Here is a 26,849-nt window from a genome sequence, read left to right on the forward strand (position 1 = left end):
GGCTTGCAACAGGATACACCGATTACAAAAAGATAGAAAATACTATAAACCAAGGAGAAGAAAGGGCAAAATCTTATGAAGTAATCTACTAAAAATTAATTGTCGGTAGCCTTGCGAAAAGCATTCCCCTACCGGGCAAAAACTAACCGAATTATCCCGGTCACGATCATATGATGATCAATAACCATTAACCAAATAATCAAAGCATATGAAAAAAACTTACAGTTATTTCATTATCCACCGATATGAAAAGAGGATCGCTTTAAACCTAAAAGTTGCAGCTACTTTGTTCCTGGCAACATTGGTGCAATTTTCAGTTAAAGCAAACCCATTGAGCAGGCCAATGAACCTGCCGGGAAAAACGAATACTACACAAGGCATCGCCAAACCATCTGCTGCCGATATCAAAATAAACGGTACGGTTACTGATGCTACAGGTGCTACCCTTCCCGGCGCTTCCATCAGTTTAAAAAATGGAAAAGCCCTGGCCGTTACGGATGTTAACGGGCGCTTCAGCATCACCGTAGCTGAAGATGCAGTATTAACCATAAAATACATCGGCTATGAAACGCAGGACATTCCGGTTTCCGGTCGCACAACGTTCAATATAGTTTTGCAGGCCTCGGCAGGCAATCTGAATGAAGTAGTGGTGGTAGGTTATACCACGCAAAAGAAGAAAGACCTTACCGGTGCGGTTTCACTTATCAGCAGCAAAGATATCAGCAGTATGCCTGTTGGTGGGGTTGACCAGGTATTGCAGGGCAAGGCCGCTGGCGTTTCTGTTACCGAAAACACCGGTGCACCGGGCGAAGGGATCTCAGTTCGTGTACGCGGGGTGGGAACGATCAACAATAACGATCCTTTGTATATTGTGGATGGTGTACCTACACAAAACGGCATCAACGAAATCTCACCGAATGATATTGAAACCATCAATATTTTAAAGGACGCTTCCTCGGCAGCTATTTACGGGGCCAGGGCATCAAACGGTGTTGTTATTGTAACCACCAAACGCGGAAAAGCGGGTAAAACGCAACTAAGCTTCAGTGCTTATACAGGTGTTCAAACGGCCCAGCACCTGATTAAAATGGCCGATAATGCACAATATGTGAGTGCCTATAATACCGCCGCCAAGAACGATGGCCGTCCGCTTATCTCGGATAGCCTGGCAAGAACCTTATCAGACGTTAACTGGCTTAAACAGGTGCTGAAACCGGCACCTATCACCAATGCCCAATTATCCATCAGCGGCGGGAACGATAATTCGCAATACATTGTTTCTGCAAACTATTTTAAACAGGATGGCTTGATCAAAAACTCATCGTTCGACAGGTTTAACCTGCGCACAGCGGTAAGCGGTACTGTGGCCAAATTCCTAAAAGTAGGTACCAATGTTAACCTGGCCTATTCCAAAACCAGGAGCGTGGGCAGCTCGGGCGATGGTTATACCGGTGCGGCAGCCAGCGTTGTTCGTTTTGCTTTGTTCCGTACACCAGGCACACCGGTTTACAATGCCAGCGGGCAATTCGTGGATTTGCCTAAGCAGGACCCCTTACTCGGTAACTTCCTCGGTGATGGTATCAACCCGATAGCCGAGGCCGATGCAACCAACAATAATACTTATGGCTATACCATATTGGGTGACGGATATGTGGAAGTTGATCCCATAAAGGGCCTTAAAATTAAATCAGATATCGGCGTAAACCTGATCCAGACCGATTACAAACAGTTTTTTGAAACTTACGGTATCGATCGCTTTTTCAACTCGCCCAATTCCCTTGCACAATCACACACTAATAATCTGAATTATAACTGGACTAATACAGCCACTTATGATCTTATCCTTGGCAAACACACCATCAACTTTTTAGCAGGCTCAGAGGCTATTAAGCAGGATGTCCAGGCACTGTCAGCATCGCGCAAGGGTTTCACAGACCAAACGCCAAACTTCCAGTACCTTGATAACGGCACAGCATCCTCACAGCAAAATGGTGGTAACGAATACCATTCTGCATTGTTCTCCATCTTTGGCCGTATAGGTTACCAATATAATGACAAGTACCTGGCAAGCGCTAACTTCCGTCGTGACGGTTCATCACAATTAGATCCTTCATCCCGTTACGAAAGTTTTTATTCGGGATCATTAGGCTGGAGAATTGACCGTGAGGATTTCATGAAAGATATCAAACCGATATCTACCTTAAAACTTCGCGCAAGTATAGGTCAGTTAGGTAACTCACAAATAGGCACCTATCCCTATACTTCCCTGCTGAGCGGTAATTTCTATTATCCTTTTAACGGCACTACTACACAGGGATACAGCATTACCTCAAAAGGCAATCCTAATATCCGATGGGAAAAAAGCACACAAAAAGATGTCGGGCTTGATTTAGGCTTTTTTGAAAATGCTTTAACCTTAACTGCCGATTATTACATCAAAAACACATCCGATGTATTATTAAACCTGCCACTGCCCAGCAGTGCCGGCAATGGCGGCAACCCGGCTGTTAATGCCGGTAAGGTACGCAACAGCGGCATCGAACTGGAATTAGGTTATAAAAAAACCACCAGCACCGGCTGGACTTACACAGTGAGCGCAAATTTTGCCACTGTAAACAACAAAGTAGTATCATTAGCGGGCGGCGCCCCTATTGCCAACGCACGTATCGATAACAACTATTTCGCTACGTTAACACAACAGGGCCACCCGATAGGTTCTTTCTACTTATTACAGCAGGAAGGTGTTTTCCAGAATGCCCAGCAGGTGTTTACACATGCTTACCAGGGACCAGGTATACGCCCCGGTGATGTAATGTATAAGGACGTTAACGGCGATGGTATCATCGATGACAAGGACCGCACTTTTGTTGGCAGCCCTATACCTAAGTTTACATACGGGCTTACCGCGGGCGTTCAATACAAAAACTTTGATCTGAGCGTATTTTTCCAGGGTGTTTACGGTAACAAATTATACAACCAGGTATTAACGGATATTGAAGGCTTTTATCGCCCGTTCAACATCACGGAGCGTATCGCTACCCAAAGTTGGACAGGCCCCGGAACAAGCAACACCTTCCCGCTGTTGTCCTGGTCTGATGGCACTAACAACAAACAGCCATCAACCCGGTTCCTGGAAAGTGGATCCTACCTAAGGTTGAAGAATGTGCAGTTAGGCTATAAGCTGGGGCACAATGCACTTAAAAGTATAGGCTTATCATCGGTACGGGTATTTGTAAGCGGGCAAAACCTGTTGACATTGACTAAATATACCGGGCTCGATCCGGAGCAGTATAACAACAGCAATAATGGCAATGCCGTAACTGCAGTCGGTATCGATTGGGGAACTTATCCAACCGCGCGGACAATAACATTTGGTATTAACGCTAATTTCTAACCTTTAAAAAACACGGAGATGAAATCAAAGAATATCTATATACTACTTACCGCATCGCTGTTTATGGTGACAAGCGGTTGCAAAAAATTCCTTGAGCAACCTGTGCTTGGCCAGTACCAGTCCGATAATTTTTTCACCTCGGATGCAAATGCGGTGCTGGCGGTAAACGCGGCTTACTCGCAGCTCACTTTTACCGATGCCTCATCTAACGCCATATGGGTGCTTGGCGACCTGGCATCGGATGATGCGATAAAGGGCAGCAGCGACGGCGATCAAAGCGATTTCCTGAGCGTTCAGAATTTTAATATCAATCCATCCAACTCGGCAGTTGAAGCTGTGTGGAAAAGATACTATGACGGTATTTTCAAATGCAACGTAGTAACAGACGGCCTGGCTACAGCTAAAGCCGGGGTATCCGAAGCAACAAGAACTGCGGCACTTGGACAGGCCGAGTTTTTAAGGGCCTATTACTACTTTAACCTTACAGCTGCTTACGGTGATATCCCCTTGCATCTGAAAGTAGAAACCCCTGAAGAACTGCAAAGCCCTGCCCTGCCCCAGGCACAGATCTATGCACAGATAGAAAAAGACTGCCAAGCCGCTGCAGGTGTGTTGCCTGCCAGTTGGAGTGGTGCCGATGCAGGCCGGGTAACCAAAGGTGCAGCGCTTGCGTTGCTTGCAAAAACCTATTTATTTGAAAAGAAATGGGCGCTTGCGGCATCCACAGCAGCACAGGTTGAAGCTTTAGGTTTTTACAGCCTGCTACCGGTATTTTCCGACAACTTCAAAGCATCCACCAAAAACAATGCAGAGGCGGTATTTTCTATCTTACATACCACTGGCTTATCCCCTTTCCAGGGCAATACTTTAAATCAATGGTTTGCACCGCGTACCTTGAATGGTTATGGCTTTTATTTGCCAACCCAAAACCTGGTCAGCAATTTTGAAAAAAGCACCGCCGGTGTTGACGATCCTCGTTTGGATTATTCAGTAGGCCGCGCAGGTCACCCCTATTATGACAGTGCTTTTGATCCTAACTGGACCAGCACCGGCTATGTAAGTAAAAAACACACGCAGCCACTGTCTGAGATCCCGGTGAGCGTAAAAGGTGATGGTAACTTAAATTACCAGGCTATCCGCTTTGCCGAAGTATTGCTTACTGAAGCCGAAGCGCTCAATGAGTCGGGCAATGGAGCCGGTGCTTTGGTGCCGCTGAACAAGGTTCGTAAACGGGCACGAGAAAGCTATATTTATGACCCTGCACTTTCTGCCACTACAGGTGGAAAAGTTCCGGATGGTTTACTGCCAGATATTACAACAACAGACCAAAGCACACTGCGTGACGCTATACGCAGGGAAAGACGCTCGGAACTGGCGCTTGAATTCCATCGTTTTTTCGATATCATCCGTTATGGGTCGGCTTACGCAACAAGTACACTAAAATACAAACCGAACTTTAATTTCACGGCTAACCAGTTTTTCCCCATCCCGGAAAGCGAAAGGCAAACCAATCTTAAATTAGGTAAATAATATGCACCTCTTTAATTAGGACACAAATGAGCAAGATTAAAAACTTAATTACGGCGTTCATCATATTATCCGCCGTAGTGATTTTGGCACAATCCTGTAAAAAAGACAGCAACAAGGCCAATTACAATTCAGATAAAACAAAGCTAAGCCTGCAGATAGATTCGGCCAATGCGCTTTACACTGCCGCCGTTGAGGGAAAACAGGCTGGTGATTATACGGTAGGCGCAAAGGCCACGCTTAAAGCCTCACTTGACCTGGCTAACCAGGTTAAAACCGGCAGCTTTACGCAAGAACAGGTAAACAATGCAACGGCCAACCTCGTAAGGGCCGTAGTGCAATTCAATACCAAACTGATACAGGAAATATCGGCAGATAACCTGGTGGCTTATTGGAAATTTGACGGTGACTCTAACGATGCAAGCGGCAACGGGCATAACGGACAGCTGAAAACAGGCTGGGTTGGTTCATCTGCAGCAACGGCCGCTGATGGCGGAACGCTTCCGGTATTAACGACAGACCGTTACGGAGCTGCAGGTAAAGCCTATGCTTTTAATAACGGCGCTTATATTGAAGTACCCTATAACAGCGCCTTCAGACCAAACAGCTTTACTATCAGTGCCTGGATTAAACCGCATATGGCCAGCAATGGTAACTACATCTTTTCGCTCGACCGCTGGCTGGGGTATAAATTTCAGTTGCAGGGCTCCAATTTACCTTTCCTTACTGTGAATACCGATACCGGCGACCACGACCAGGATGATGGCGGCGCCTCGGTTCAGTTGGATAAATGGTCGCAGGTTATTGTAAGCTTTACCAACGGTACCGAGAAATTTTATATCAACGGCGTATTGGTAAAAACTGCTAACGTTACCGGCAATCCGCTTCCCCTGGTTTCTCCGCCTAATTTAGCTATCGGCAATGAGCTTCCTAAATTGGCCTATAACTTCACCGACAGCAGCAGTCCTAATGCGTTTTACGGCGCAAGTTTCTTCATTGGCTCGATAGACGAAGTGAGACTGTACAACAAGGTATTGAGCGACGCGGAAGTAAACTCATTATACACCATGGAACAACCCTGATGGCCTTAAAATACACCTGCAAATGATACGCTTAGTATCTATTTGCAGGTGCATTTTTCACTCCCGGGCAATATTGCCAATCCGTTCATTGATCTCGTATACGATAGCATCCATTTCCCTGACACAAATTTCGGCCATAGGAAACAATTCGTTTTTCTCTTTTTCATTTACTGAGATATCCGCAAGGTGGATTAAACCCAGCAGCGTAGCTACCGGTTTGCGGATCTGGTGCGAGGCCATCCAGGCGATCTTTCTGAGCAGCTCATTCTGTCGTTTATTATCGAATATCGACCGTTTCAGCTCATCAATATCTTTAATGACGCCGATAAGCCTGACTGGTTGCTTATTTTCGTTATAAATGAAATATCCCTGGTCCATTACGTATTTATACCCCCTCGGACCGCAATTGATCCGGTATTCGGAGGTCCAGTTTGTCTTGCCTTCATTACTCACTTTATACTGGCTGTTCACTACCTCATCCAGATCTTCCGGAGCAATGAGGCTTCGCCACCAGCCCAGGTCATATTGAATATCTTCATATGGTGTTTCAACCAGCTTGGATAAACTATTATTATAAACGATCCGGTTCTTCAGGATGTCCAGGTCATAGATAACGTCCTGGCTCGCCTGGGCAACGAGGTCATAGCGCTCAACAGCCTCCTGCAGCCTGGCATCCTTCAGCCTGTCTTCTGTTATATCAGAGAAATAAACAGCCACGCCTTCCTCGGTCGGATAGGCGGCGAGCCGGATCCATTTCTCCAGAATGAGCGAATATTCTTCGGCTTTCACCACTACCCTTTCTTCGAGTGCCTTCTGGTAGTTTTTATAGAACACATCCCCGTTCTTCGGGAATAACGTAAAAATATGCTCACCAGTGATCCGCGGAAAGCGATGGCCTACAATTTCAGCAAAAGCCTGGTTATAACGGCGGATAGTCATGTGGTGATCCAGCACAAAGTAAGCATCACTCATGCTATTGAGTGTGGATTCAAGCCTGGTTTGATATTGATTGCGCTCATCTTCGATCCTTTTTAGCTCCGAAATATCCTGCATGGAGCCAATCAGCTTAAGCGGCGCGCTTCCGGGAACGATATTGGCCAGCTGGCGTATGAATCGTGTTTCGCCGTTCAACGCACGGATCCTGTGGGTGATATCCATAGGGATCCCCTGGCGTATCAGTTTATCCAGCACCAGCAGCATATCTTCTCTGTCTTCAGGAAAAATATGTTCTTTATAAATGTCAAAAGCAGGGCGTCGGTCTTCATTGGAGAGCCCTGTGATCTCATATAGTTCATCCGACCAGACGAGGTTTTGTGTAGCAGGATAAAATTCCCAGCCGGCAACTTTGGTCATCAGCTGTGTGGCCTTCAGTTTGCGTTTTTCTTCCGTCAATTCGTCGTTGAGCTGTTCAAGCTGCCGGGTCATACTCACCAGGTCGGTCATGTCCCTTGCCATGACAAGCACCCCGGGCCTGCCGTTAAATTTAATCTTGTGCGAAACAATATTAACATGCAGTGTTTTGCCATCTTTAGTGATATGCCGCCAGTTACCGCTTACGTGGAGGCCGGATGAAAGGTTCCTGGCAGATGTCCTTACCCGTTCAATATCCTCGGGCGGCCTTATATCCAGGATTGTTTTTGAAAGGAATTCTTCGCGGCTATAGCCGTAATGAGCAATGGCAGCTTCATTAACGGATATTATTTTAAACGCATCATCATAGATCCACATCGGGACAGGGTTCGCCTCGTACATATTACGGTATTGCAATTCGCCCTGTTCAAGGGCTTTATGCTGCGAACTGATCAGATAAAACAGGAACCACGCAGTGAGGATAACAAAAGCATACCCCTTCGCGGTGCCGAGCCATAACAGGTGTGCACTTGAGAGCCCGCCAGTTAAAGAGAACAGCAACTGATCGCTGAAAGTGATCCAAAGTACACTGGATAACAGGTAAAGGACCGAAATACGAAAAGCACCGCGTTTTACAGAAAAAGAGAAACTCATTGTAATATTATACGGCTTTTATCAGTATTGGTTACACCCCGCGAAAGCCGACCATAGTTAAAACAATGTTAATATTTGATTTTTCCCAAAATTTGGATGATAATATTAATAAAGATTTTGCCTCATGAACCTGCAGGCAAATATTTATGATGCCATCGCCATTGATTCTATTAATTCCGTTAATTTTAATTAGGACTCTTTATTGATCAGTATATTTAATAATATCAAAGAAAATGTAAATCTTTTTCTGAGTATCAAAGCGGAAACCATACCATCCACACCGGATATTATTAAGGCTTTAGGACTAAAAGCTGGTGGTGAACTACGCAATAATATCAGGTAAGAGAAATTTCAACTGTAAGAAACTATAACATAATTCATCAAATTGGTTTGTATTACCTGAGTTAAATAAAAAACCGGCAATAATAATCCTGCTTGATCCGTAAGCTCCCACAAAACTCAATTAAAACACAAAACCCTCTTTAAATTGCTTTAAAGAGGGTTTTAACATTGTGTGCGGAAGAAGGGACTCGAACCCCCACGCCGTGAAGCGCCAGATCCTAAGTCTGGTGCGGCTACCAATTACGCCACTTCCGCGTTTCTGATTTAACAGGCTGCAAAGATAGCGTTTAATCCTAATTATAAAAACATAATTTTCATTTTTTTGCTATCATGCTCATTTAGTAGGAATTAATTTTTTCACCACTCTTTTATCAACTGTTCAAAGTGCGCTTACCCTATACAAAAGACAAAATAAGGTCAAGGTTAGCAGTAATAATTCGTTATCTGCAACTTGTTGCAGATAACACCCCCTGTAGTCTCAAAACTTATCTGCAGGATAAAAGCTAAATTAAAACGCCGCATCAACTTTACAGCTATTCAGCTTGGTTGATACGGCGTTTTTTAATATGACGAAGCAATAGTTACAATCCTTTTAGGATTTCAGGGGGCTTTTACACCGATTTTGTAAAACACGCGCAACATCAGCATATTAAAACGCGTTCTTTTCGCCTTTAAATACGTTCCACACGGTTAGGAATATGATTTTCATATCCAGCAGGAACGACCAGTTTTCAAGGTACCATACATCGGCCTCCACACGTTCAAGCATGGCCTGGGTGGTTTGGGTTTCGCCCCTTAAGCCTGATACCTGGGCCCAACCGGTAATACCCGGTTTAAGAAAGTGCCTTACCATAAAGGTATCAATAAGCTGTGAGTATTGCTGTGTATGGCTGATCATGTGCGGCCTTGGGCCAACTACAGACATGTTACCCAGTATCACATTAAAAAACTGGGGTAATTCATCTAAGCTTGTTTTGCGGATGAAAGCCCCCGATTTGGTTATACGCGAATCACCACGGGTAGCTTGCTTTTTATCCGAATCATGATTAACCCGCATACTGCGAAATTTATAGCATTTAAACGGTTTATTATCCCTGCCCGAACGTTCCTGCACAAAGAATATAGGCCCTCTCGACTCAAGCTTTATAATAATAGCCAGTATCGGAAATAGCCAGCTAAAAATAAACAGGATAACAAATATTGAAAAACAGATATCGAACAGGCGTTTGATAGAGCGGTTCAGCATGTTTTCCAAAGGCTCGGGCCTTACAGATATCACCGGGATATGGCCAAAACTTTGTATAAACGTTGGCTTTTTAGCATAATCGTAATACTCGGGCACAAATTTAAACCTGATCAGGTTTTTATCGGCATCAAGCATCAGCTGCTCTATTTTTTCGGCTTCCGAATTGGGGAGCGTACAAAATATTTCGTCAACCTTGTTGTTAAGCACATAGCTTATACAGTCATTAGTGCCGCCTAAATAAAGGCTTTTGTCCAATACGCTACTCAGCCCATCGTCAAAAAAGCCAACAAGGTTATAGCCACGTTCAGGGTTTTGCTTAAAAAAACTGTACAAGTCTGACCCTATTCGGCCACCACCTATAATAATAACGGTTCGCGTATCAATGAGGGATGCGCGGTCGCTTTTACGGATACTCAGGAATATCAGCTTCCATAATCCGAGCAGGAAACCAAATAATGCCAGTGAATAAAAAAGGTATTCGCGCGTTATGAAATACGCGTTAGTTCCTATTAATATAATGATAGTGAAGCAAATAAAGCTTACAAACAGCAAATAAGTTTTAATTACGCCGCGATAAGTTTTAATTGAATCTTTATTAAGTACATGTTCATATAGCCCGGTAATATTTGCAGATAGCAGCCAAATGAGGTTAAAAACCAACACTATAGGCAGGTACTTCCTGTTGTTAATCCAAAAGATGTAGGACCGGTCTTCGATGAAGTAAGAAATTACCATGCTCATATTAAGTATAATATAATCAATGGTAAGGTTCACTGCTTTAATAAAAGTAGCGTATCTGTGAATCATGTATATGTGCTTATGTAGTATGCAACCCTCTAAAATTACTATAATTATTCATAAATAACAATGTCATAATTAAATGGTGACACGGTTACAAATGTATTATTCCGACACCCACAAAATTAGAAATTAAGAAATTTATTCAAAATGAATTCTCTGTTAACAGTGATAAAAAATGAATTTTCATATAAAAAATAATTGTATAAAAAACATTTACAACCGTCCGTTTACAACATCCTTGTTTAAAATGCCTTTTATATCATAAATTACAGATGATGGAGTATGTTTTAAGCTGGCGTAGTCGATATCATAAAACTCGCGATGTGCCACCGCCATAACAATAGCATCATATGCACCGCTTAACTCCTTGTAATTTTTCAATGTGGAGATCCCGTATTCCTTTTTTACTTCATCCGGATCGGCCCATGGATCATATATTTCACAAGTTGCATCAAAGCCATCAAATCCTTTAATGATATCAATTACCCTGGTGTTACGCACATCGGGGCAATTTTCTTTAAAGGTAAAGCCAAGCACCAGGATCTTTGAGTTTTTAACTGAAATGTCATTCTTAACCATCAATTTAATAACCTCAAGTGCTACATAGGAACCCATGCCATCATTAAGCCTTCGGCCAGCCAGTATAATTTCGGGGTGATAACCCATTTGCTGGGCTTTTGCTGCGAGGTAATACGGATCAACCCCTGTACAATGCCCGCCCACAAGGCCCGGTTTAAAATTCAAAAAATTCCACTTAGTGCCTGCCGCAGCCAATACTGCGTGGGTATCAATATCCATGATATTGAATATTTTGGCCAGCTCATTTACAAAAGCAATATTGATATCGCGCTGCGAATTTTCAATTACTTTACAGGCTTCCGCAACTTTAATGGCAGGTGCTTTATGTGTTCCCGCTTTTACGATGGATTGATACAGGCCATCGATAAAATCAGCAGCTTCGGGTGTTGAGCCGGAGGTAACTTTCAAAATATTAGTCAGCGTGTGAACTTTATCACCCGGATTTATACGCTCAGGCGAATATCCTGCAAAAAAATCACTGTTGTATTGTAACCCGGATTCCGCTTGTAAAACAGGCACGCAAACTTCCTCTGTTACCCCTGGATAAACAGTAGATTCATAAATAACTACATCCCCCCTCTTCAATACACTTGCTATTGATTTACTTGCCCTGATAAGCAGGCTCAGATCGGGCCGGTTATGCTGATCCGTTGGTGTAGGTACCGAAACAATATAAACATTGCAGGAAGCAATGTCCGTTATCTGCGAGGTAAAAGCAAGTCCTTTACCTTCATCCTTTAAACTTAAAACAGCTAATAGTTCATCACTGCTGGTTTCAAGGGTACGGTCAAATGAATTGCTTAATTCATCAACCCGGCTTTGTTTTATATCAAAACCTTTTACAGGGTATTTTTTTGCAAATTCAACGGCAAGGGGCAGCCCCACATAGCCAAGACCTATTATTGCAATATGGATATTTGCAGGAGCTTGAAATTTATTGGTGATCGGATTTGAATGATCAGACATTTAATTAGTACGGTAGAATATGATAGATACCTGTAAAGTTAATTAAATATTGCTAAAATCAGCTATACTCTAATCCAAAGAGCAGGCAGCACGAACCAATCAATTTAATTTTAAGCCGTATAAATCTGGTAAACACCTGCTATTGATTTGTCCTGCACCGAACCTACCAGCAGCGTGGTGATCTTTTTTTCAAGCATTAATTGTTCGGCATAGCCTACAAATTCATTTTCATCAATAATGACAGGATTAACGGTCATGATTTCGGGTATTGATAAAGTTGTGGTATCCGGATGTTTAAGTAATGCACGGCGAAGGTCGCCATCGGTTACTACCCCGATAATCTGCGATGCATCGCCTACCATCACCATACCTAACCTTCCTTCAGACATCCGCAATAGCAGATCCATAAATGAAGCATCTTCATTAATAAAAGGCAGTTTATCGGTACGCATCAGATCTTTAACCTTTACCAGCAGTTTACGCCCAAGGCTGCCCCCCGGATGGAAACGGGCAAAATCATGCTGCTGAAAGTTTCGGGACTCCATCAGGGCTATGGCCAGGGCATCGCCCATAACCAATGCAGCCGTTGTTGATGAGGTAGGCGCCAGTTCAAGTGGACAGGCCTCCCGTTCAATCTTTATATTAAGATGATAGTTGCAGTTTTTGGCAACGGTTGATAAAGGATTACCCGTGATGCCAATCATTACATTTTTATTCCACTTTAAATATGGTATAAGCTTCAGTACCTCGTCGGTTTCGCCCGAATAGGAAATCAGCAAAACTATATCATTGTGGCCCACCATGCCCAAATCGCCGTGGAAGGCCTCTCCCGGGTGTAAAAAGAAACTCGGCGTGCCTGTGCTGGATAGCGTAGCAGCTACCTTTTTACCAATAAGCCCGGATTTGCCAATGCCGATAACAACCAGCTTGCCTGTTGATTTAAGGATGGCATCAACCACCCTTGGAAATTCGTCATCAATTAAACCGGCCACATGCTGCAGCGATTCTATTTCAATATCAAAAACCCTTTTTGCAATATCTTTCATCGATCCGGACACTTGTACAAAAACTACCCAACCAACGGCGCCAAAACTTTATCCAGTTCGTGAAGCTTAACCATGTTAGGGCCATCGCTCAGCGCATTATCAGGATCAGGATGCGTCTCTAAAAAGTATCCGTCTGCACCAAAAGCTTTGGCGGCAAGGGCCATCATGGGCACAAAAGTACGGTCGCCGCCGGTTTTACCACCAGCTCCGCCCGGGCGTTGAACAGAATGCGTACAATCCATACAAACCGGATAACCGAAAGCTTTCATATCGTATATATTCCTGAAATCGACAGCTAAATTATTATAGCCGTACATATTACCGCGCTCGGTTAATATTACCTGGTTATTACCGGCTTCAATAACCTTTTGTGCAGGATAAAACATATCATGCCCCGAAAGGAACTGTGCCTTTTTTACATTAACAATTTTACCGGTTTGCGCAGCTGCAACCAGCAAATCTGTCTGCCGGCATAAAAAAGCGGGGATCTGCAATATATCGGCAACCTCGGCTACTATTGCTGCTTGATATGGCTCATGAATATCTGTAGTAACAGGCAGGCCAAAACGTTGCTTAACATTCATCAGCATTTCCATGCCTTTTTCCAAACCCGGGCCGCGGTACGAGTGGATAGATGTACGGTTGGCTTTATCAAATGACGATTTAAAGATTACAGGTACATTGTATTTCTGCCCGGCTTCGGCCACTTTTTCGGCAACGGTATATAGTAACTCCTGGTTTTCCATTACACAGGGACCAAGAATAAAGAACGGCTTTTGGCTTATTTGTTCAAACAGCATATTGTTAGGATATATTATCAACTGCAAAGATGATGATTTTTTTGAGAAGTAGTTAAGATGCCTTACTTACTCCCCTCCTGCACTTTATTGTAAATAAAATTTACAGAAAAATTTGCGTAAGTGATTGCTTACATATAAATTTGTAAGCAATCACTTACATATTTATATTGATTTAGATGAGACGAGATGTTTTCCAGGCAATTGCCGACCCGACCCGCAGGGATATCATTAACCTGATAGCGTTTAAACCTATGAACCTGAACGCCATAGCGGATAATTTTGATGTAAGTCGACCGGCTATATCCCAGCATATAAAAATTTTGACCGAGTGCGGTCTTATCGCTATTAAAAAACAAGGACGCGAAAGGTATTGCGAGCCCCGGCTGAAACAGCTCAATGAGGTGGCGCAATGGGTAGAGCGTTACCGCAAGGTTTGGGAAGAAAAATTTGATGCACTTGACAACCTGCTCGAAGAGTTAAAAAACAACGATAACCAATAAAAATCAACAATTATGACAAAGCAATTCTGGATCAATCTGCCTGTAAAAAATGTAAATGTATCAAAAGAGTTTTTCGGCAAACTGGGTTTCCGGTTTAACCCGCAGTTTGGTAACGGCCCAAATTCTGCAGCCATGCAGGTTGGCGAAAAGGATGTCACCGTTATGCTTTTTGATGAAGCTACCTTTAAAGGTTTTGTAGAAAACTGCGGCCTTGCAGATACTGCCCAGGGCATTGAAGTACTGCTATCCATTGATGCCGAAAGCAAGGAAGAAGTTGATGAACTGGCGCAGAAAGCCATTGAAGCAGGCGGTAAAAGCAATCATAAGCCAGGCGAAATGCAGGGCTGGATGTATGGCTGCCTGTTCACCGACCCTGATGGTCATAGCTGGAATGTACTTTATATGGATATGAGCAAAATGCCAAAAGGATAAAAAATCAATTTGTCGCTAACGCCCCCTTATCTCGTCGTTTTCGCACGCTATCGCTCCCTGGTATAGCCCCTAACTTTGAGATATCAAAAGCAACAAATTTTAACCAATAACAACATAAACCATGGCAACATTTAAAGCAACACAGAAAGTAACCCCTTTTTTATGGTTTAACGGCAACCTTGAAGAGGCATTGAAATTTTATACCTCGGTATTTAAAAATTCGGAAAGCGAGTTAAGCTCACTTACCGATGCCCGCAGCGGCCATAAAATGACCGTTGGAACATTTCGCATTGAAGACCAGCAGTTTTTGGCTTTAGATGGCGGACCGATGTTCAATTTTTCACCTGCCATTTCCTTTTATATCAACTGCAAAACACAGGAAGAAATTGATTATCTGTGGGAGAACCTGCCTGCCGATGGCGGCAAAACCAATCAATGCGGTTGGTTGGACGATAAATTCGGCGTTACCTGGCAAATTGTTCCGGAAGTTATGAGCGAATTGCTTTATAACACCGAGAATCCTGAAAAAGCCAAAAGGGTTATGGGCGCCATGATGCAGATGACCAAAATGGATATTAAGCTTTTGCAGGAAGCTTACGATAATGATTAATCAATCACCTAAAATAAAAACACCATGATCACCACAAAAAATCAAACCGGCATTAAAGCCGAACCCGGTAAACAGGAGCTTTTTATAACCCGCGAATTTGAAGCACCGCGCGAACTTGTTTTTAAAGCTTTTACTGATCCTGAACTTATTATAAGATGGCTTGGGCCGCGCGAACTTAAAATGCGCATAGATAAATACGATTGCCGCAGCGGAGGCTCTTATCGCTATATTCACAGCGATCCGGCCGGTAACGATTACGGTTTTCATGGCGTAATCCATGATGTAACCGCTCCTGAACGCATCATACAAACATTTGAATTTGAGGGCTTACCCGAAAGTGGCCATGTCACTTTAGAAACCTCCCGATTTGAAGCCCTGCCCGGCAACAGGACAAGGGTAATCATTCAATCCGTTTTTCAATCCGGCGCAGACCGCGATGGTATGCTGCAATCGGGCATGGAGTGCGGCATTAACGATTCGCACCAGCGTTTGGATGAACTTTTTGAAGCGGAAGAAATAAAGTAAACAAGTACACGGCACATCCCGGCGTAAATAGCCGGGATGTGTTATAGTACATTTAGTCTGGTTCTTTTATTTATTCATTTCAGCATCGGCAGAAACCCTGCTTCTCCACAAGTAAATTAAGGACCCTCCGCCGATAAAAATATGCGTTATTTCAACCGGGGCCATTTTAGTTAGTAACAACGTTCCGTTTATTACTCCTAAAATATCAACCAGTAAACCCAAAGCATTGGTTATTACGCTGGTTATTAAGACCGCCCTTACAATTGCCGGATCAGTAAAATTACGGGATAAAAAACTAATAGTACCAAAACCAATGATAAGTCCGCCCATGCCCTGAAGCAACGAACCTGTACCAGGTGTAAAACCAATACCCAACGATTGAGCGGCAATTGATGGTATTACGAACATCATCGCCCCAAATACAAATGATAATATAGCCGAGATGATAAAGAATATTGAAAGCCTCATATTGTTGTTTTAAACTGCTGCAAAAATCAGCTTTACCAAAGCTTCCGGGCGATAACAATTGTTAATTAATGAATTACCTGCGGTTACGGATACGGCTTAATGAAACCGTAGTAATACCTAAATAAGATGCAAGATACCGTTGCGGGATCCGCTGCAAAAGTTGGGGCTGGTTCGCCAATAATTCGCGGTAACGATCCTGTGGTTTATTTTTAATAAACGTAAGCAGCCGTTTGGAGTGCGACAGCAATTTTTGCAGGGCTGTTTGATAAAACCAGTCTTTAAAAACCGCATCTTCGGCCAGTAATTTGTCAAAATCTGCTTTATTGAAGACAGCTATTTCGCAAGGCTCCAATGTTTCAATAGTGAACTGGCTTGGTTCGCCGTAAAGAAAGCTCTCTAACGAAGCAGCGGCCTCATCTTCAAAAAAGAGCTGGGTGGTAACATCAACACCATTATTATTGAACCATACCCTCACACATCCTTTTTTAATAAAAAACATTTGCCGTGCAATTTCGCCTTCTTGCACCAAAGTTATTTTTGCACCTACGGTAATCATGGTTAAAAATTCAGAGCTGATTATATTTTGCATGGCTTTAGTGTAGATTATATTTTCACGTTAAGGCTAAGATTACATTTAATATGAAGGTTAACAAATGCAATATTACCTCAAGCGGTTCTCTGGGATTGTATGTGACATAAAACATCACTCTTTCACCATAAGTCACACAATGGTCAATAAACAGGTAAGCCCAATAAACCGTTGAATTGTACCATTCCCTGTGCAAACTGATCCTTAACTTTGGCTCCTTCTATGAGTCAAAAAATACACACGAGCCCTCCCGGCTTTGGTTGGGTAGTATTAACCACAAGTCTCGCTTTTGTAGTCGCACAGCTTGATGTTTCTATCGTAAATATTGCTTTGCCCGAAATTGCCAAAGCATATCACGCAGGTATCAGCACTCTGCAATGGGTAATTGACGCCTATACCCTTGCCTTTGCGGTGCTTATGCTATCAGCTGGCAGTCTTAGTGATCTTTTAGGGTCAAAAAGGATCTTCCAGATAGGTATAATTATTTTTTGCTTTGCATCCGCAGGCTGCGGTTTGGCCTCTGACGCTTTTATGCTTATTATTTTCAGGATAGCACAGGGAATCGGGGCCGCCATGATGATACCCAGTTCACTGGCATTGCTCAATCATCAATTTTCGCATACCCCTCAACTGCGTACACGTGCTGTAGGCTTATGGACAGCAGCCGGAAGTGCCGCGCTGGCAGCAGGCCCCACAATCGGCGGTTTACTGATAGCATTTAGCAGCTGGCGTTTTATTTTTATCGTTAACATCCCTATCTGCATACTGGGTTATATCCTGAGTTTTAAAATGCAGCAAACTGCAAAAACAGTTAAAAAGAGTTTTGATTTGGCAGGGCAGTTCACCTGGATGCTGTCTGTCACCATACTAATCAGCGTTATTATTGAAGTACCAAGGCTCGGGTTCGGCCATATTTTAATCTGGGGCGGCTTGATCTTGAGTTTATTGCTATTTGGTATCTTTTTATTGATCGAAAGCAAAGTGGCGCATCCAATGCTACCTTTTCATTTGTTTAAATCTCCAAAATTCAATTCGCTTTTGGTGTTGGGCGCGGTTTTAAATGGCTCTTACTACGGCAGCGTTTTCATCCTGAGCCTTTATTTGCAAAAAGTATTGAATTATACTTCGCTCATTGCCGGTTTCGCGTTCCTTCCACTTACCATAGGTTTTGTCATTTCAAATGTAATCAGCAGCCGTATTATTAATCGTTATGGGATCCATAAACCTATCGTTGCAGGCCTAATCCTGTTTGCCGCAGGTTTTGCCGGCTTATTTATAGCTCATGAGCATACCCCTTATCTTGAACTTTTCCTGCCTTTCCTGATCATCCCAATGGGCATGGGGCTTGCCGTACCGGCCATGATTAATGGTATTTTATCAAGTGTTGATAAAACTTTATCAGGAACCGCCTCGGCTATATTGAATACAGCAAGGCAAACAGCAGGGGCCATAGGTGTAGCCGTTTTTGGCGCCATGGCTGCGGGAGGCTCATTAGCCATTTTAGGAGCGGTATCCAAAAGCGCTGCAATTTCTATCGGTTTAACAGCTTTAGCTATGCTTTTAGTGACAAGAGGTTTAGGGAGACAAAAACAGTAATCTCCTCATAAAACAAATGAAGCCGGTAATTATTTACCGGCTTCACATATTCATTAGCTTAATATGCTAAACTTAAACAGCAACCTCAGCAGTTAAAATAGTAGCCGCTTCATGCTGTTTTTGGTGCGAAGCCCTTGCCTTGATAAAAAGCACTAAGGTAACAGCTGCCAAAATTGCGAATGATAAATAAGCGGTTCCTAATATCTGCTGATTTTTGATCGCAATGAGATTCACAATTCCATAGCTAAAAATTGAAGTGATGATATAAAGTGATCCGCCTGTTACACCACTTGCAATACCTGCATTTTTTGAGAACCTGCCCAAACAGTAAGCAAATATATTATTGAATATAAAGCCCGATAACAGGTGAACTAAAGCAGTAAATGCCATTAGCGTAAATAAATTTGTCTTAATTCCGGCTGTAAACACCATTAAAGCGGCAAAGCCTAACTGTAAGGCAAGTGCTATCGACACTTTTTTGATGAGTGGCTTTTTAATGAGCGTTTTGGAAATAATACCTCCCGCCATGAGTGATACCCCCGAAAGCAGCGAGCAATAACCTGTTACCACCGGCGAAAAATGAAACACGTGTTCGATAATAAAAGGGCTGCTCATACCATATACTACCAGCATGGCATAGCTCAGGGAGATCAGGATCAGGCCTAAGGAAAAATCGCGGGTTTTAATGGTAGACAGGTAAACCTGCAGAATACTTTTTGCTTTAAACGGATGATAATTTTTTAGCGATTCGCCTCCGTACACCAGTTCCAAAACCAGGAGTGAAAGTGTGGCTATCCCCAGGAAAATGAAGTTTGATTCCCAGCCAAAAGCGGCTTCAAGGTAACCTCCGATAAAGGGCGCAACAATGGGTGCAGTAGCCCAGATAATGGAAAAAAGACTTGTATAATGCTTAAGCTGTTCGCCCGAGTACATATCTACAAAGTATGCCCTCTTCCCTACCACGATAAGTGCCACGGTTATGCCCTGCAAAACACGCATAGCATAAATAAGCTCAATATTATGGCAAATGGCTATGGTAAAACTTGCGAACGCAAATACCAGTAAGGAAATTGTACCAATCCGGTAACGGCCAAAGCTATCAAGCAAACTGCCTACAAACAGCTGACTAACGCCCGAACTGATCATAAAAGCAATGAGCGAAAGCTGAACTGCCGAATTATTAACAGCCAATTCCCGGGCCATTGATGGCAGCGAAGGTATATAAATATCAGTTGCAAAACCCGAAAGCGGGATCAGCGCGAACGCTAAAACCGTACTGATGCCCCTGTGGTGCTCTTTTATAAGTTTCATAATTAATATTAAAATTTAACAGATTTCAAAGATAGTATTACTTGTGTGTTTCTTATTTTCAAACAAAAGTAGACTAATTGGTTTATTAAATAAAACCATTTAGTCTACTTTTAACCATAATTACATTACTGTGGCAATCGTTTGTTTATAGCGCTTTTAGATACACAGATTAATAAGATCAGTGTAAAAAAATCTGTCAACAGCCATACACCATCAAAGAAACCCAGCAAACAACAACCTAATTTACAGACACTTACAACAAAAAAAACCACTCATCAATTTTCACACACAATCATATCGGTTTACTTTTTTAAACCATTTAGTCTATATTTGCACATTAAATAATTGAAAATGAACAAAGGGGAGCAAAAAAGGCAATTCATTATTGAGCAGGCAGCCATTCTATTTAACGAGAAGGGAATTGCCGGCACCTCGGTTGATGAGGTGCTTGAAGTAGCCAATACCAGCAAGGGTTGTTTTTACGGTCATTTTGAAAGCAAAGACGAACTGGCACAAGCTGCTGTCGATTACCTTTTAGGGAAACTAAACGACAGAAGAAACAACACGATAAGCAAACACAAAACTGCTATTGCTAAAATCAGCGCTGTTTTAGATAACAGCAAAAACCCACTCAAAAGTTATATTGAAGGCGGCTGTCCTATAGTCAATTTTTCGACAGAAACGGATGATACCAACCCTGCTATTAAAAAGAAAATAAAAGAGATGGTTACTACTGCCATAGCTACTATTACCAATGTCATCAAAGACGGGATTAAAAGTGGCGAGATCTCAAACGCTATAAATCCCGATGAGTTTGCAACAAAGATGATGCTTTCGATAGAAGGTGGAAACGCTATTTGCCGTGTACTCAATAGCACCAAACCCATGCAGATCATGATCAAAAGCTTAAAGGCCGAGCTTGCATCATACGCCCTGGCAAAAGCATAATCCTCCGAAAACCAATATTCTTTTCTCTGTTTACTACCACCTGGCGTTTTCTTAGAGTCTGTTTAAAATTGATGAAGTCGTTTACAGGTGGATAAATCTTCATTGCCGTTGGTTTTAACCAACGGAATAATGAGTAAAGACAAGAGGGCTTCAGCCCAAACCCGCTTGCATAATTGGGCTAAAGCCAAGACTTTTTAACTTTTTAAACCGTTGGTTAAAACCAACGGCAATGAATATTTTGCATTTTAAACAGTTTCTTAAAAGTGGTAGTATCTGTAATATTGATTACAGACAGACGTAATCTTTTTGATTGTTCCGAACGTTCCGACAAGTCCCGCTCCTGCACATTGATAACAACTTTCATCAACACATTTATAAATAAAAATCAAAAAATATCATAAAATGCTAAATCGATTTAATTATATTAGTCGAACCAATTTTATAATTAAATACAAGCAGGAAAAACCAGCCTGAGCCATCACCAATTAACCAATGAAATCTGCATGAAACGTTTTCTACTTTTAATTTTATCAGTAACTATCCTTTTTTTAGCGCAAAACAGTAATGCCTGGTCTGTTCACAAAACTACAGAGGAAAGGAATTGGAATGCACAGTGGATCTCCGTACCAGCCATTACCGGAAATGAATACGGCATTTACTATTTCCGAAAAAACATTCAGCTTATCGCTAAGCCGGCCAGCTTCATTATTAATGTATCGGCCGACAACCGCTATAAGCTATACGTAAACGGAACATTAGTATCACTCGGCCCGGCAAGGGGTGATACCTTTTACTGGAACTACGAAACGGTTGATCTTGCACCGTACCTTACCGCTGGTAAAAACACTGTAGCTGCTATAGTATGGAACGAGGCACAATACCGCCCTGAAGCACAGATCAGCGTACGTACAGCCTTTATTATCCAGGGCAGTACTACAGCCGAAGAAATCCTGAACACCAACAATACCTGGAAAAGTACACAGGATAAGGGTTATCAACCTATCTGGGGTTATTTTGCAGCCAGCACCGGAGAAATGGTGGACATGAATAAAAGCATTATGAACTGGTATGCGCCCGACTTTGATGATAACAACTGGCCCAAGGCAGCCAACCTCTTCGGCGGACAATTGAAGGGACGATGGGATGGCTTCGGATGGCAACTGGTACCCTCCTCAATTCCGCACCAGGAGTTGATCTATGAACGCATCCCTGTAGTGCGTAAATCCACCGGGATGAATATTCCCCCTGCTTTTCCCTGCACTAAAGCGCCATTAACTATTCCCGCAAATACTACGGTTACGATGCTGCTTGACCAAACACACTTAACCAATGCCTATCCTACCATTAATTTTAGCGGCGGAAAAGATGCAGGGATCTCTTTGAGTTATGCCGAATCGCTTTTTGATAATTTAAGTAAATACGGCATGCGTAAAGGTAACCGTAATGATGTTGAGGGCAAGGATTTTTCGGGAAGAAAGGATAGTTTGATCTCCAATGGAAGCAAAGGTCAATCATACACCACACTCAATTTCCGTACTTTTCGTTACATCCGCTTAATTGTACACACACAAAATGAGCCTCTGGTTATTGACGATCTGTATGGCACTTTCACGGGGTACCCCTTTAAACAACGTGCCGTTTTCAATACCGATAACAAGGAAATAAAACAGATCCTTGATATTGGTTGGCGCACGGCCCGCCTTAATGCATTTGAAACTTATACCGATTGCCCTTATTATGAGCAACTTCAATATATAGGCGACACCCGCATACAAGCCATGATCTCCTATTACTACAGCGGCGACGACCGGCTTGCCCGCAATGCCATTAACCTGATGGACCACTCCCGTTTGACAGAAGGCGTTACCCAAAGCCGCTACCCTACACATGACACCCAGATCATTTCAACTTTTTCGCTATGGTATATAGGCATGTTGCATGATTACTGGATGTACCGCGGTGATAGTACTTTCATTAAAGATAAGCTGGATGGAGAGCGGGCAGTCTTAAAATTCTTCAGCCAATACCAGCAGGCCGATGGCTCATTAAAAAACACCCCATACTGGACATTTGTGGATTGGGCCAGCGGCAAAAACTGGGAAGTAGGTGCACCACCAAAAGGCACAGATGGCAGTTCGGCCATTATTGATCTGCAGTTATTGTGGGCTTACCAGTGGGCTGCCGCCATGGAAGCCAAAATGGGCATGCCCGGTTATGCTGCTTTATATAACAAAGAAGCTGCTAAACTCAAACAAACCATTCAGCGCAAATATTGGGACCCGGCGAAGATGTTGTATGCCGATACCCGGGATAAGCAACAGTTTTCGCAACATGCAAATTCACTGGCCATACTTACAGGTATGGTAAAAAATGTAGATCTGCCTGCGTTATCTAAACGGTTATTGACTGATACTTCCTTAACCCAATGCACCATTTATTTTAAATATTACCTGCATCAGGCATTGGTAAAGGGAGGTTTAGGTAACGATTACATGAACTGGCTGGGTATCTGGCGTGAAAATATCAAAATGGGGCTAACAACCTGGGCCGAATATTCCGACCTTAAATATAGCCGCTCGGATTGTCATGCCTGGGGAAGCAGTCCCAATATTGAATTTTTCAGGACTGTTTTAGGCATCGATAGCTATTCGCCGGGATTTAGCAAGATAAAGATCGAACCGCATTTGGGAGCACTGACCAACGTTAGCGGCGAGATCCCCCATCCTAATGGCAAGGTTGCAGTGGATTATACAATGGAAAACAATAAGTGGAAAATAAAGATCAATTTACCGCAGCACACATCCGGCATATTGGTTTGGAAAGCAAAAACATACGTGCTTAAAGGTGGTGAAAATGTGATGGTTATTTAACCAAAAAATCCAGACTTACGAAGTTTTAAAACTTCGTAAGTCTTCAATTGCTTTGTTATTCCCTTTTTCAGAAAGCTCTTAATTAAGCATATGGCGTTCCCCGGGCCTTAAAATCAATTGTTCCCTTGCGCTTAGCAATATCATGATAAATAATCCTAATATAATGCAAATAACAGCACCAAAATTAGCGGTCAGGATACTTGAACTAACGCTCCTTTGCCCGCTTTGCAACAGGCGGTTACTCTCGCCTACCTGTATCGCCATCAATTGATCAAGGGATGTAAGAGCCTGTGTAAAAATATGCTCCGTATTATCTGTTTCCTGTGTTTGCAGGCTGCGCAGCTGGGCGCGAAAGGTTTTCCATTTCGCAGACTCTTCCCGCGTTAATTCGGTAGCTTCATATTTTTTAGCCAATACTTCTATAGCTGCATAATTGGCTTTTATTTTAACATCTGAGCCTGATGCTGCCAGTTTATTTTCATAAAGCCGGCTGCTTATTTCGTGTACGAAGGTAGCGGGCAGTAAACGGTCGTTCATAATGGATGTCAGTGTTTTATCCAGTTCCTTTACATTATCGCGGCCATTCCAGTTGGCCAGTAAAAGCATAGCGGTCAGTACGGCTAAAGCCAATACCATTCTCGCCTTATTTTTTATAATATAAGCCCTTGTCATAACAATAAATTGTTTGTTTAATAAGATAGGGATGTTTGTTTACGAAACATTTCTTTTAGCTATAGCTTCAAATGTAAACAAAGCCTGATTACCAGTCAATGTTAATCAACTTTTAACCCTGATGAAGAACCCCTGATCTGGAGGTTAGTTTTAAGAATAATAGAATGTGAAGCAGTGCTAACTGCTTTGGAGTTCAATTTTTTGAGCAACACAGTGATCACGTTGTCGGCAATCTCTTCAACAGGCTGAGCTATAGCAGTTACCGGCGGCGAGTACAGCTTAAAAACATCATAATCGTCAAATGAGATAACAGCCATATCACCCGGTACTTTAATACCGAGGGCATTAAATACCTTTAAGCCGCAGGTCCCCACGTGGTTAGTGCCAAATACTACCGCATCAAGATCTTTATACTTTTTAAAAAAGGCATTCATTGGTTTAATGATCATTTCTTCGTCCTGGTTAAAAACAATTTCCTTAACCAGGGGGGTAAACCGGCTCTCCTTCAACGCATCTTTATACCCTTGCACGCGGGCCAGCATTTGTGTTTGTGAGGAAGCAAAAGTAACAAAGGCAATATTTTTATACCCCTGCTGTATTAAATGCCTTGTTGCGTTGTAAGTACTGAAAAGATTATCAACCTCCACATAATCGGTATTTACTTTTGGTAAATGCCTGTCAAACATCACCACCGGCAAACCGTCCTTAAGCAGTTGTTCTACATCATCTTCAATACCTTCGGGCGGGGCAATAATGTAACCATCCACATGCCTGTCGCGGAACATATTGATCAGTTCCTTGGTTTTTTGAGTATCGTTATCGGTACTGCAGTAAATTATTTTATATCCGTTTTTGTAAGCTCTATCTTCAATAAGCCGGGCTATGCTGGCAAAAAATGGGTTTGAAATATCCTCAACCATTAAACCAATGGTGTTTGATTTACCGGTACGCAGGCTTTTAGCCAGCGAGTTGGGTTTATAGCCTACTTCTTCAACGTATTTGGTAACACGTTCAACCAGGTCATCACCAATCCGTTTTTCTTTGGCACGTCCGTTCAGTATAAATGAAACGGTAGTTTTAGAAACTTTTAATTCATTGGCGATATCAACAATCGATAGTTTTTTCACGTGGCTTATAATTGGCTAAAATCAAATATAAAATATAATCGCTCAATAACTATAGTTTATTGAGCGATTATTGGCCGAAATATAAAAATAAATCGATTAAGCTATTTTGATCAAACCACTTGTTTATTAAGCTTTGGATAACTGATGCCGAATAAAAATATCACCGCATAACAAATGATAGGCAGGTAATAAGCTGTGGCAACGTTATGATTAGCGATCAGGCCCATAATTGGCGGAAACAATCCACCGCCAACAACGCCCATTACAATAAATGATGACGCATTTTGTGTTTGCGAGCCTAAATTTTTCAGGCCCAAGCTAAATATGGTCGGGAACATAATACTGAAGAAGAAGTTAATGAACAGCAATGCCACAAATGATACTACCCCAAAGCCCTGCGCCACGATAATACACATCAGGATATTGCCTAAGGCAAATATCGCCAGCAATTTATTGGGGGCAATGTAACGCATCAGGAAAGTGCCGATAAAGCGTCCGGCCATCATCATTACCATACTTAGCGAAAAATAGTAGCCTGCATGTTCATCGGTTAAATGCATGATCTCGTGCCCATAGTTAATGAAAAAGGCCCAGGTGCCGCCTTGTGCTGCCACGTTAAATAGCTGAGCTACGGCAGCAAAAACAAAATGTTTTTTACTGAACAGGCTTTCCTGGATGCTTACTTTTCCCTCTGATGCAACTGCATATGAATCAGTAGCCACAACGTGCGGATCCTGCAATGAAGGTACTTTTAAAAATGAAAATGCTACACCTACTAATGCGATCACCACTCCTATTACTATATACAGGTGCTTTACCGAGATCAGGTCATTGGAATGCTCCTGCCCTCCTTTTAAAACAAAATAGCCCCCCAACAGCGGACCGATAACACCTCCCACACCATTAAAGGCCTGCGAAAAGTTAATGCGCTGATCGCTGGTACGCTGATCACCAAGTGATGCAACAAAGGGATGGGCAACGGTTTCAAGGGTAGCTAAACCGCAAGCCAGGATAAAAAGTGCTATCCTGAAGAAGTCAAACGATTTAGCATCAGCAGCCGGAACAAAAAGGAATGCCCCTGCAGCATAAAGCCCAAGCCCTAAGAGCACGCCGTTTTTATAACCGAACTTTTTCATGAACATACCCGCTGGAATGCCCATTACTGCATAAGCGCCAAATAATGATAACTGTACATAAGCCGAACGCGATTTTGAAACATGCAAAACATTTTGAAAATGCTTGTTCAGCGTATCGCCAAGGGTCATGGCTATACCCCAGAGCATAAATAACGAGGTTACAAAAATGAGAACTACAAGAAACTTGCGTTCGGTAAATTTAGGTTTGGTATCCATTGTGCAGGTCTGTGTGTTAATTGGACGAGTAAATTAGTTTAAAACTTCAATGTACCAAAGGC

Annotated in this window: 21 protein-coding genes and 1 tRNA gene; 10 read left to right on the plus strand and 12 right to left on the minus strand. The window is 42.6% G+C overall.

Translation table 11 applies throughout. The annotated features are described in order from the left end of the window. Window positions 1–208: 208 nt before the first annotated feature. The 3 genes from ACFFGT_RS28650 to ACFFGT_RS28660 are packed head-to-tail and all read left to right on the plus strand — an operon-like array spanning window position 209 to window position 6,003. Window positions 209–3,394: a SusC/RagA family TonB-linked outer membrane protein gene (locus ACFFGT_RS28650; RefSeq protein ID WP_377025948.1), complete on the plus strand. Its 3,186-nt coding sequence runs from the start codon at window positions 209–211 to the stop codon at window positions 3,392–3,394. Between the two features lie 18 nt (window positions 3,395–3,412). Then, window positions 3,413–4,924 carry a RagB/SusD family nutrient uptake outer membrane protein gene (locus ACFFGT_RS28655; protein WP_377025949.1) on the plus strand — a complete coding sequence of 504 codons (1,512 nt, stop codon included), beginning with the start codon at window positions 3,413–3,415 and terminating at the stop codon, window positions 4,922–4,924. Between the two features lie 26 nt (window positions 4,925–4,950). Further along, window positions 4,951–6,003: a LamG domain-containing protein gene (locus ACFFGT_RS28660; RefSeq protein WP_377025950.1), complete on the plus strand. Its 1,053-nt coding sequence runs from the start codon at window positions 4,951–4,953 to the stop codon at window positions 6,001–6,003. 57 nt (window positions 6,004–6,060) lie between these two features. Here the strand turns inward: ACFFGT_RS28660 and ACFFGT_RS28665 are convergent, their stop codons facing one another. From ACFFGT_RS28665 to kdsA, 6 genes are all read right to left on the minus strand, one after another. Then, window positions 6,061–8,007 (minus strand): PAS domain-containing protein, encoded by a 1,947-nt coding sequence (locus tag ACFFGT_RS28665; protein WP_377025951.1) that lies wholly within the window; start codon window positions 8,005–8,007, stop codon window positions 6,061–6,063. Window positions 8,008–8,522: 515 nt separating this feature from the next. Continuing rightward, window positions 8,523–8,604 (minus strand) — tRNA-Leu (locus tag ACFFGT_RS28670). Between the two features lie 394 nt (window positions 8,605–8,998). Beyond that, a complete protein-coding gene (locus tag ACFFGT_RS28675; RefSeq protein WP_377025952.1) occupies window positions 8,999–10,402 on the minus strand; it encodes an undecaprenyl-phosphate glucose phosphotransferase in 1,404 nt (467 codons plus the stop codon). Between the two features lie 207 nt (window positions 10,403–10,609). Further along, window positions 10,610–11,941: a nucleotide sugar dehydrogenase gene (locus ACFFGT_RS28680; RefSeq protein ID WP_377025953.1), complete on the minus strand. Its 1,332-nt coding sequence runs from the start codon at window positions 11,939–11,941 to the stop codon at window positions 10,610–10,612. Between the two features lie 110 nt (window positions 11,942–12,051). Next, window positions 12,052–12,987 carry a KpsF/GutQ family sugar-phosphate isomerase gene (locus tag ACFFGT_RS28685; RefSeq protein ID WP_377025954.1) on the minus strand — a complete coding sequence of 312 codons (936 nt, stop codon included), beginning with the start codon at window positions 12,985–12,987 and terminating at the stop codon, window positions 12,052–12,054. 23 nt (window positions 12,988–13,010) lie between these two features. Continuing rightward, window positions 13,011–13,787, minus strand: a complete 777-nt coding sequence (kdsA, locus tag ACFFGT_RS28690; RefSeq protein WP_377025955.1) for a 3-deoxy-8-phosphooctulonate synthase — start codon at window positions 13,785–13,787, stop codon at window positions 13,011–13,013. A 176-nt stretch (window positions 13,788–13,963) separates the two neighbouring features. On the opposite strand from kdsA, the gene ACFFGT_RS28695 reads away from it, so the two are divergent. From ACFFGT_RS28695 to ACFFGT_RS28710, 4 genes are all read left to right on the plus strand, one after another. Continuing rightward, a complete protein-coding gene (locus ACFFGT_RS28695) occupies window positions 13,964–14,287 on the plus strand; it encodes an ArsR/SmtB family transcription factor (RefSeq protein WP_121225426.1) in 324 nt (107 codons plus the stop codon). Between the two features lie 12 nt (window positions 14,288–14,299). Beyond that, complete coding sequence (locus ACFFGT_RS28700; protein WP_377025956.1) at window positions 14,300–14,719, plus strand: VOC family protein; 420 nt, start codon at window positions 14,300–14,302, stop codon at window positions 14,717–14,719. 121 nt (window positions 14,720–14,840) lie between these two features. Further along, entirely contained in the window at window positions 14,841–15,329 is a 489-nt protein-coding gene (locus ACFFGT_RS28705; RefSeq protein WP_377025957.1) for a VOC family protein, read from the plus strand. A 24-nt stretch (window positions 15,330–15,353) separates the two neighbouring features. Then, the gene (locus tag ACFFGT_RS28710; protein WP_377025958.1) at window positions 15,354–15,854 is read left to right on the plus strand and encodes an SRPBCC family protein; all 501 of its coding nucleotides are present in this window, start codon (window positions 15,354–15,356) and stop codon (window positions 15,852–15,854) included. A 66-nt stretch (window positions 15,855–15,920) separates the two neighbouring features. Here the strand turns inward: ACFFGT_RS28710 and ACFFGT_RS28715 are convergent, their stop codons facing one another. Continuing rightward, on the minus strand, window positions 15,921–16,322 hold the full coding sequence (locus ACFFGT_RS28715; RefSeq protein ID WP_377025959.1) for a hypothetical protein: 402 nt from the start codon (window positions 16,320–16,322) through the stop codon (window positions 15,921–15,923). Window positions 16,323–16,395: 73 nt separating this feature from the next. Next, entirely contained in the window at window positions 16,396–16,911 is a 516-nt protein-coding gene (locus ACFFGT_RS28720) for a Crp/Fnr family transcriptional regulator (RefSeq protein WP_377025960.1), read from the minus strand. A gap of 222 nt (window positions 16,912–17,133) precedes the next feature. Between ACFFGT_RS28720 and ACFFGT_RS28725 the strand changes: the two genes are divergently transcribed. Then, the gene (locus ACFFGT_RS28725; protein ID WP_377025961.1) at window positions 17,134–18,507 is read left to right on the plus strand and encodes an MFS transporter; all 1,374 of its coding nucleotides are present in this window, start codon (window positions 17,134–17,136) and stop codon (window positions 18,505–18,507) included. A gap of 72 nt (window positions 18,508–18,579) precedes the next feature. Here the strand turns inward: ACFFGT_RS28725 and ACFFGT_RS28730 are convergent, their stop codons facing one another. Further along, window positions 18,580–19,818 (minus strand): MFS transporter, encoded by a 1,239-nt coding sequence (locus ACFFGT_RS28730; protein ID WP_377025962.1) that lies wholly within the window; start codon window positions 19,816–19,818, stop codon window positions 18,580–18,582. Between the two features lie 351 nt (window positions 19,819–20,169). On the opposite strand from ACFFGT_RS28730, the gene ACFFGT_RS28735 reads away from it, so the two are divergent. Next, the gene (locus tag ACFFGT_RS28735; RefSeq protein WP_377025963.1) at window positions 20,170–20,766 is read left to right on the plus strand and encodes a TetR/AcrR family transcriptional regulator; all 597 of its coding nucleotides are present in this window, start codon (window positions 20,170–20,172) and stop codon (window positions 20,764–20,766) included. Between the two features lie 503 nt (window positions 20,767–21,269). Beyond that, window positions 21,270–23,636, plus strand: coding sequence for an alpha-L-rhamnosidase-related protein (locus ACFFGT_RS28740; protein WP_377025964.1), 2,367 nt, complete (start codon window positions 21,270–21,272; stop codon window positions 23,634–23,636). 78 nt (window positions 23,637–23,714) lie between these two features. Here ACFFGT_RS28740 and ACFFGT_RS28745 read toward each other — a convergent pair whose 3' ends face one another. The 3 genes from ACFFGT_RS28745 to fucP all read right to left on the minus strand — a co-directional run bounded on the left by ACFFGT_RS28745 (window position 23,715) and on the right by fucP (window position 26,787). Next, the gene (locus ACFFGT_RS28745; protein ID WP_377025965.1) at window positions 23,715–24,308 is read right to left on the minus strand and encodes an MCP four helix bundle domain-containing protein; all 594 of its coding nucleotides are present in this window, start codon (window positions 24,306–24,308) and stop codon (window positions 23,715–23,717) included. 101 nt (window positions 24,309–24,409) lie between these two features. Then, entirely contained in the window at window positions 24,410–25,435 is a 1,026-nt protein-coding gene (locus ACFFGT_RS28750) for a LacI family DNA-binding transcriptional regulator (RefSeq protein WP_377025966.1), read from the minus strand. Between the two features lie 110 nt (window positions 25,436–25,545). Then, window positions 25,546–26,787 (minus strand): L-fucose:H+ symporter permease, encoded by a 1,242-nt coding sequence (gene fucP, locus ACFFGT_RS28755; RefSeq protein WP_377025967.1) that lies wholly within the window; start codon window positions 26,785–26,787, stop codon window positions 25,546–25,548. Window positions 26,788–26,849 lie beyond the last annotated feature (62 nt).

Origin of the sequence: Mucilaginibacter angelicae (assembly GCF_042434235.1) — a bacterium.
In the GTDB taxonomy this organism is placed as follows: domain Bacteria; phylum Bacteroidota; class Bacteroidia; order Sphingobacteriales; family Sphingobacteriaceae; genus Mucilaginibacter; species Mucilaginibacter angelicae.

Bases quoted from the DNA above. Each gene is read 5' to 3' on its own strand.
- ACFFGT_RS28680 (WP_377025953.1), bottom strand. From the start codon at position 11,941: ATGTCTGATCATTCAAATCCGATCACCAATAAATTTCAAGCTCCTGCA.
- fucP (WP_377025967.1), bottom strand. From the start codon at position 26,787: ATGGATACCAAACCTAAATTTACCGAACGCAAGTTTCTTGTAGTTCTC.
- ACFFGT_RS28745 (WP_377025965.1), bottom strand. From the start codon at position 24,308: ATGACAAGGGCTTATATTATAAAAAATAAGGCGAGAATGGTATTGGCT.
- ACFFGT_RS28675 (WP_377025952.1), bottom strand. From the start codon at position 10,402: ATGATTCACAGATACGCTACTTTTATTAAAGCAGTGAACCTTACCATT.
- ACFFGT_RS28650 (WP_377025948.1), top strand. From the start codon at position 209: ATGAAAAAAACTTACAGTTATTTCATTATCCACCGATATGAAAAGAGG.
- ACFFGT_RS28725 (WP_377025961.1), top strand. From the start codon at position 17,134: ATGAGTCAAAAAATACACACGAGCCCTCCCGGCTTTGGTTGGGTAGTA.
- ACFFGT_RS28730 (WP_377025962.1), bottom strand. From the start codon at position 19,818: ATGAAACTTATAAAAGAGCACCACAGGGGCATCAGTACGGTTTTAGCG.
- kdsA (WP_377025955.1), bottom strand. From the start codon at position 13,787: ATGCTGTTTGAACAAATAAGCCAAAAGCCGTTCTTTATTCTTGGTCCC.
- ACFFGT_RS28720 (WP_377025960.1), bottom strand. From the start codon at position 16,911: ATGCAAAATATAATCAGCTCTGAATTTTTAACCATGATTACCGTAGGT.
- ACFFGT_RS28700 (WP_377025956.1), top strand. From the start codon at position 14,300: ATGACAAAGCAATTCTGGATCAATCTGCCTGTAAAAAATGTAAATGTA.
- ACFFGT_RS28665 (WP_377025951.1), bottom strand. From the start codon at position 8,007: ATGAGTTTCTCTTTTTCTGTAAAACGCGGTGCTTTTCGTATTTCGGTC.
- ACFFGT_RS28695 (WP_121225426.1), top strand. From the start codon at position 13,964: ATGAGACGAGATGTTTTCCAGGCAATTGCCGACCCGACCCGCAGGGAT.
- ACFFGT_RS28660 (WP_377025950.1), top strand. From the start codon at position 4,951: ATGAGCAAGATTAAAAACTTAATTACGGCGTTCATCATATTATCCGCC.
- ACFFGT_RS28735 (WP_377025963.1), top strand. From the start codon at position 20,170: ATGAACAAAGGGGAGCAAAAAAGGCAATTCATTATTGAGCAGGCAGCC.
- ACFFGT_RS28655 (WP_377025949.1), top strand. From the start codon at position 3,413: ATGAAATCAAAGAATATCTATATACTACTTACCGCATCGCTGTTTATG.
- ACFFGT_RS28715 (WP_377025959.1), bottom strand. From the start codon at position 16,322: ATGAGGCTTTCAATATTCTTTATCATCTCGGCTATATTATCATTTGTA.
- ACFFGT_RS28740 (WP_377025964.1), top strand. From the start codon at position 21,270: ATGAAACGTTTTCTACTTTTAATTTTATCAGTAACTATCCTTTTTTTA.
- ACFFGT_RS28705 (WP_377025957.1), top strand. From the start codon at position 14,841: ATGGCAACATTTAAAGCAACACAGAAAGTAACCCCTTTTTTATGGTTT.
- ACFFGT_RS28685 (WP_377025954.1), bottom strand. From the start codon at position 12,987: ATGAAAGATATTGCAAAAAGGGTTTTTGATATTGAAATAGAATCGCTG.
- ACFFGT_RS28710 (WP_377025958.1), top strand. From the start codon at position 15,354: ATGATCACCACAAAAAATCAAACCGGCATTAAAGCCGAACCCGGTAAA.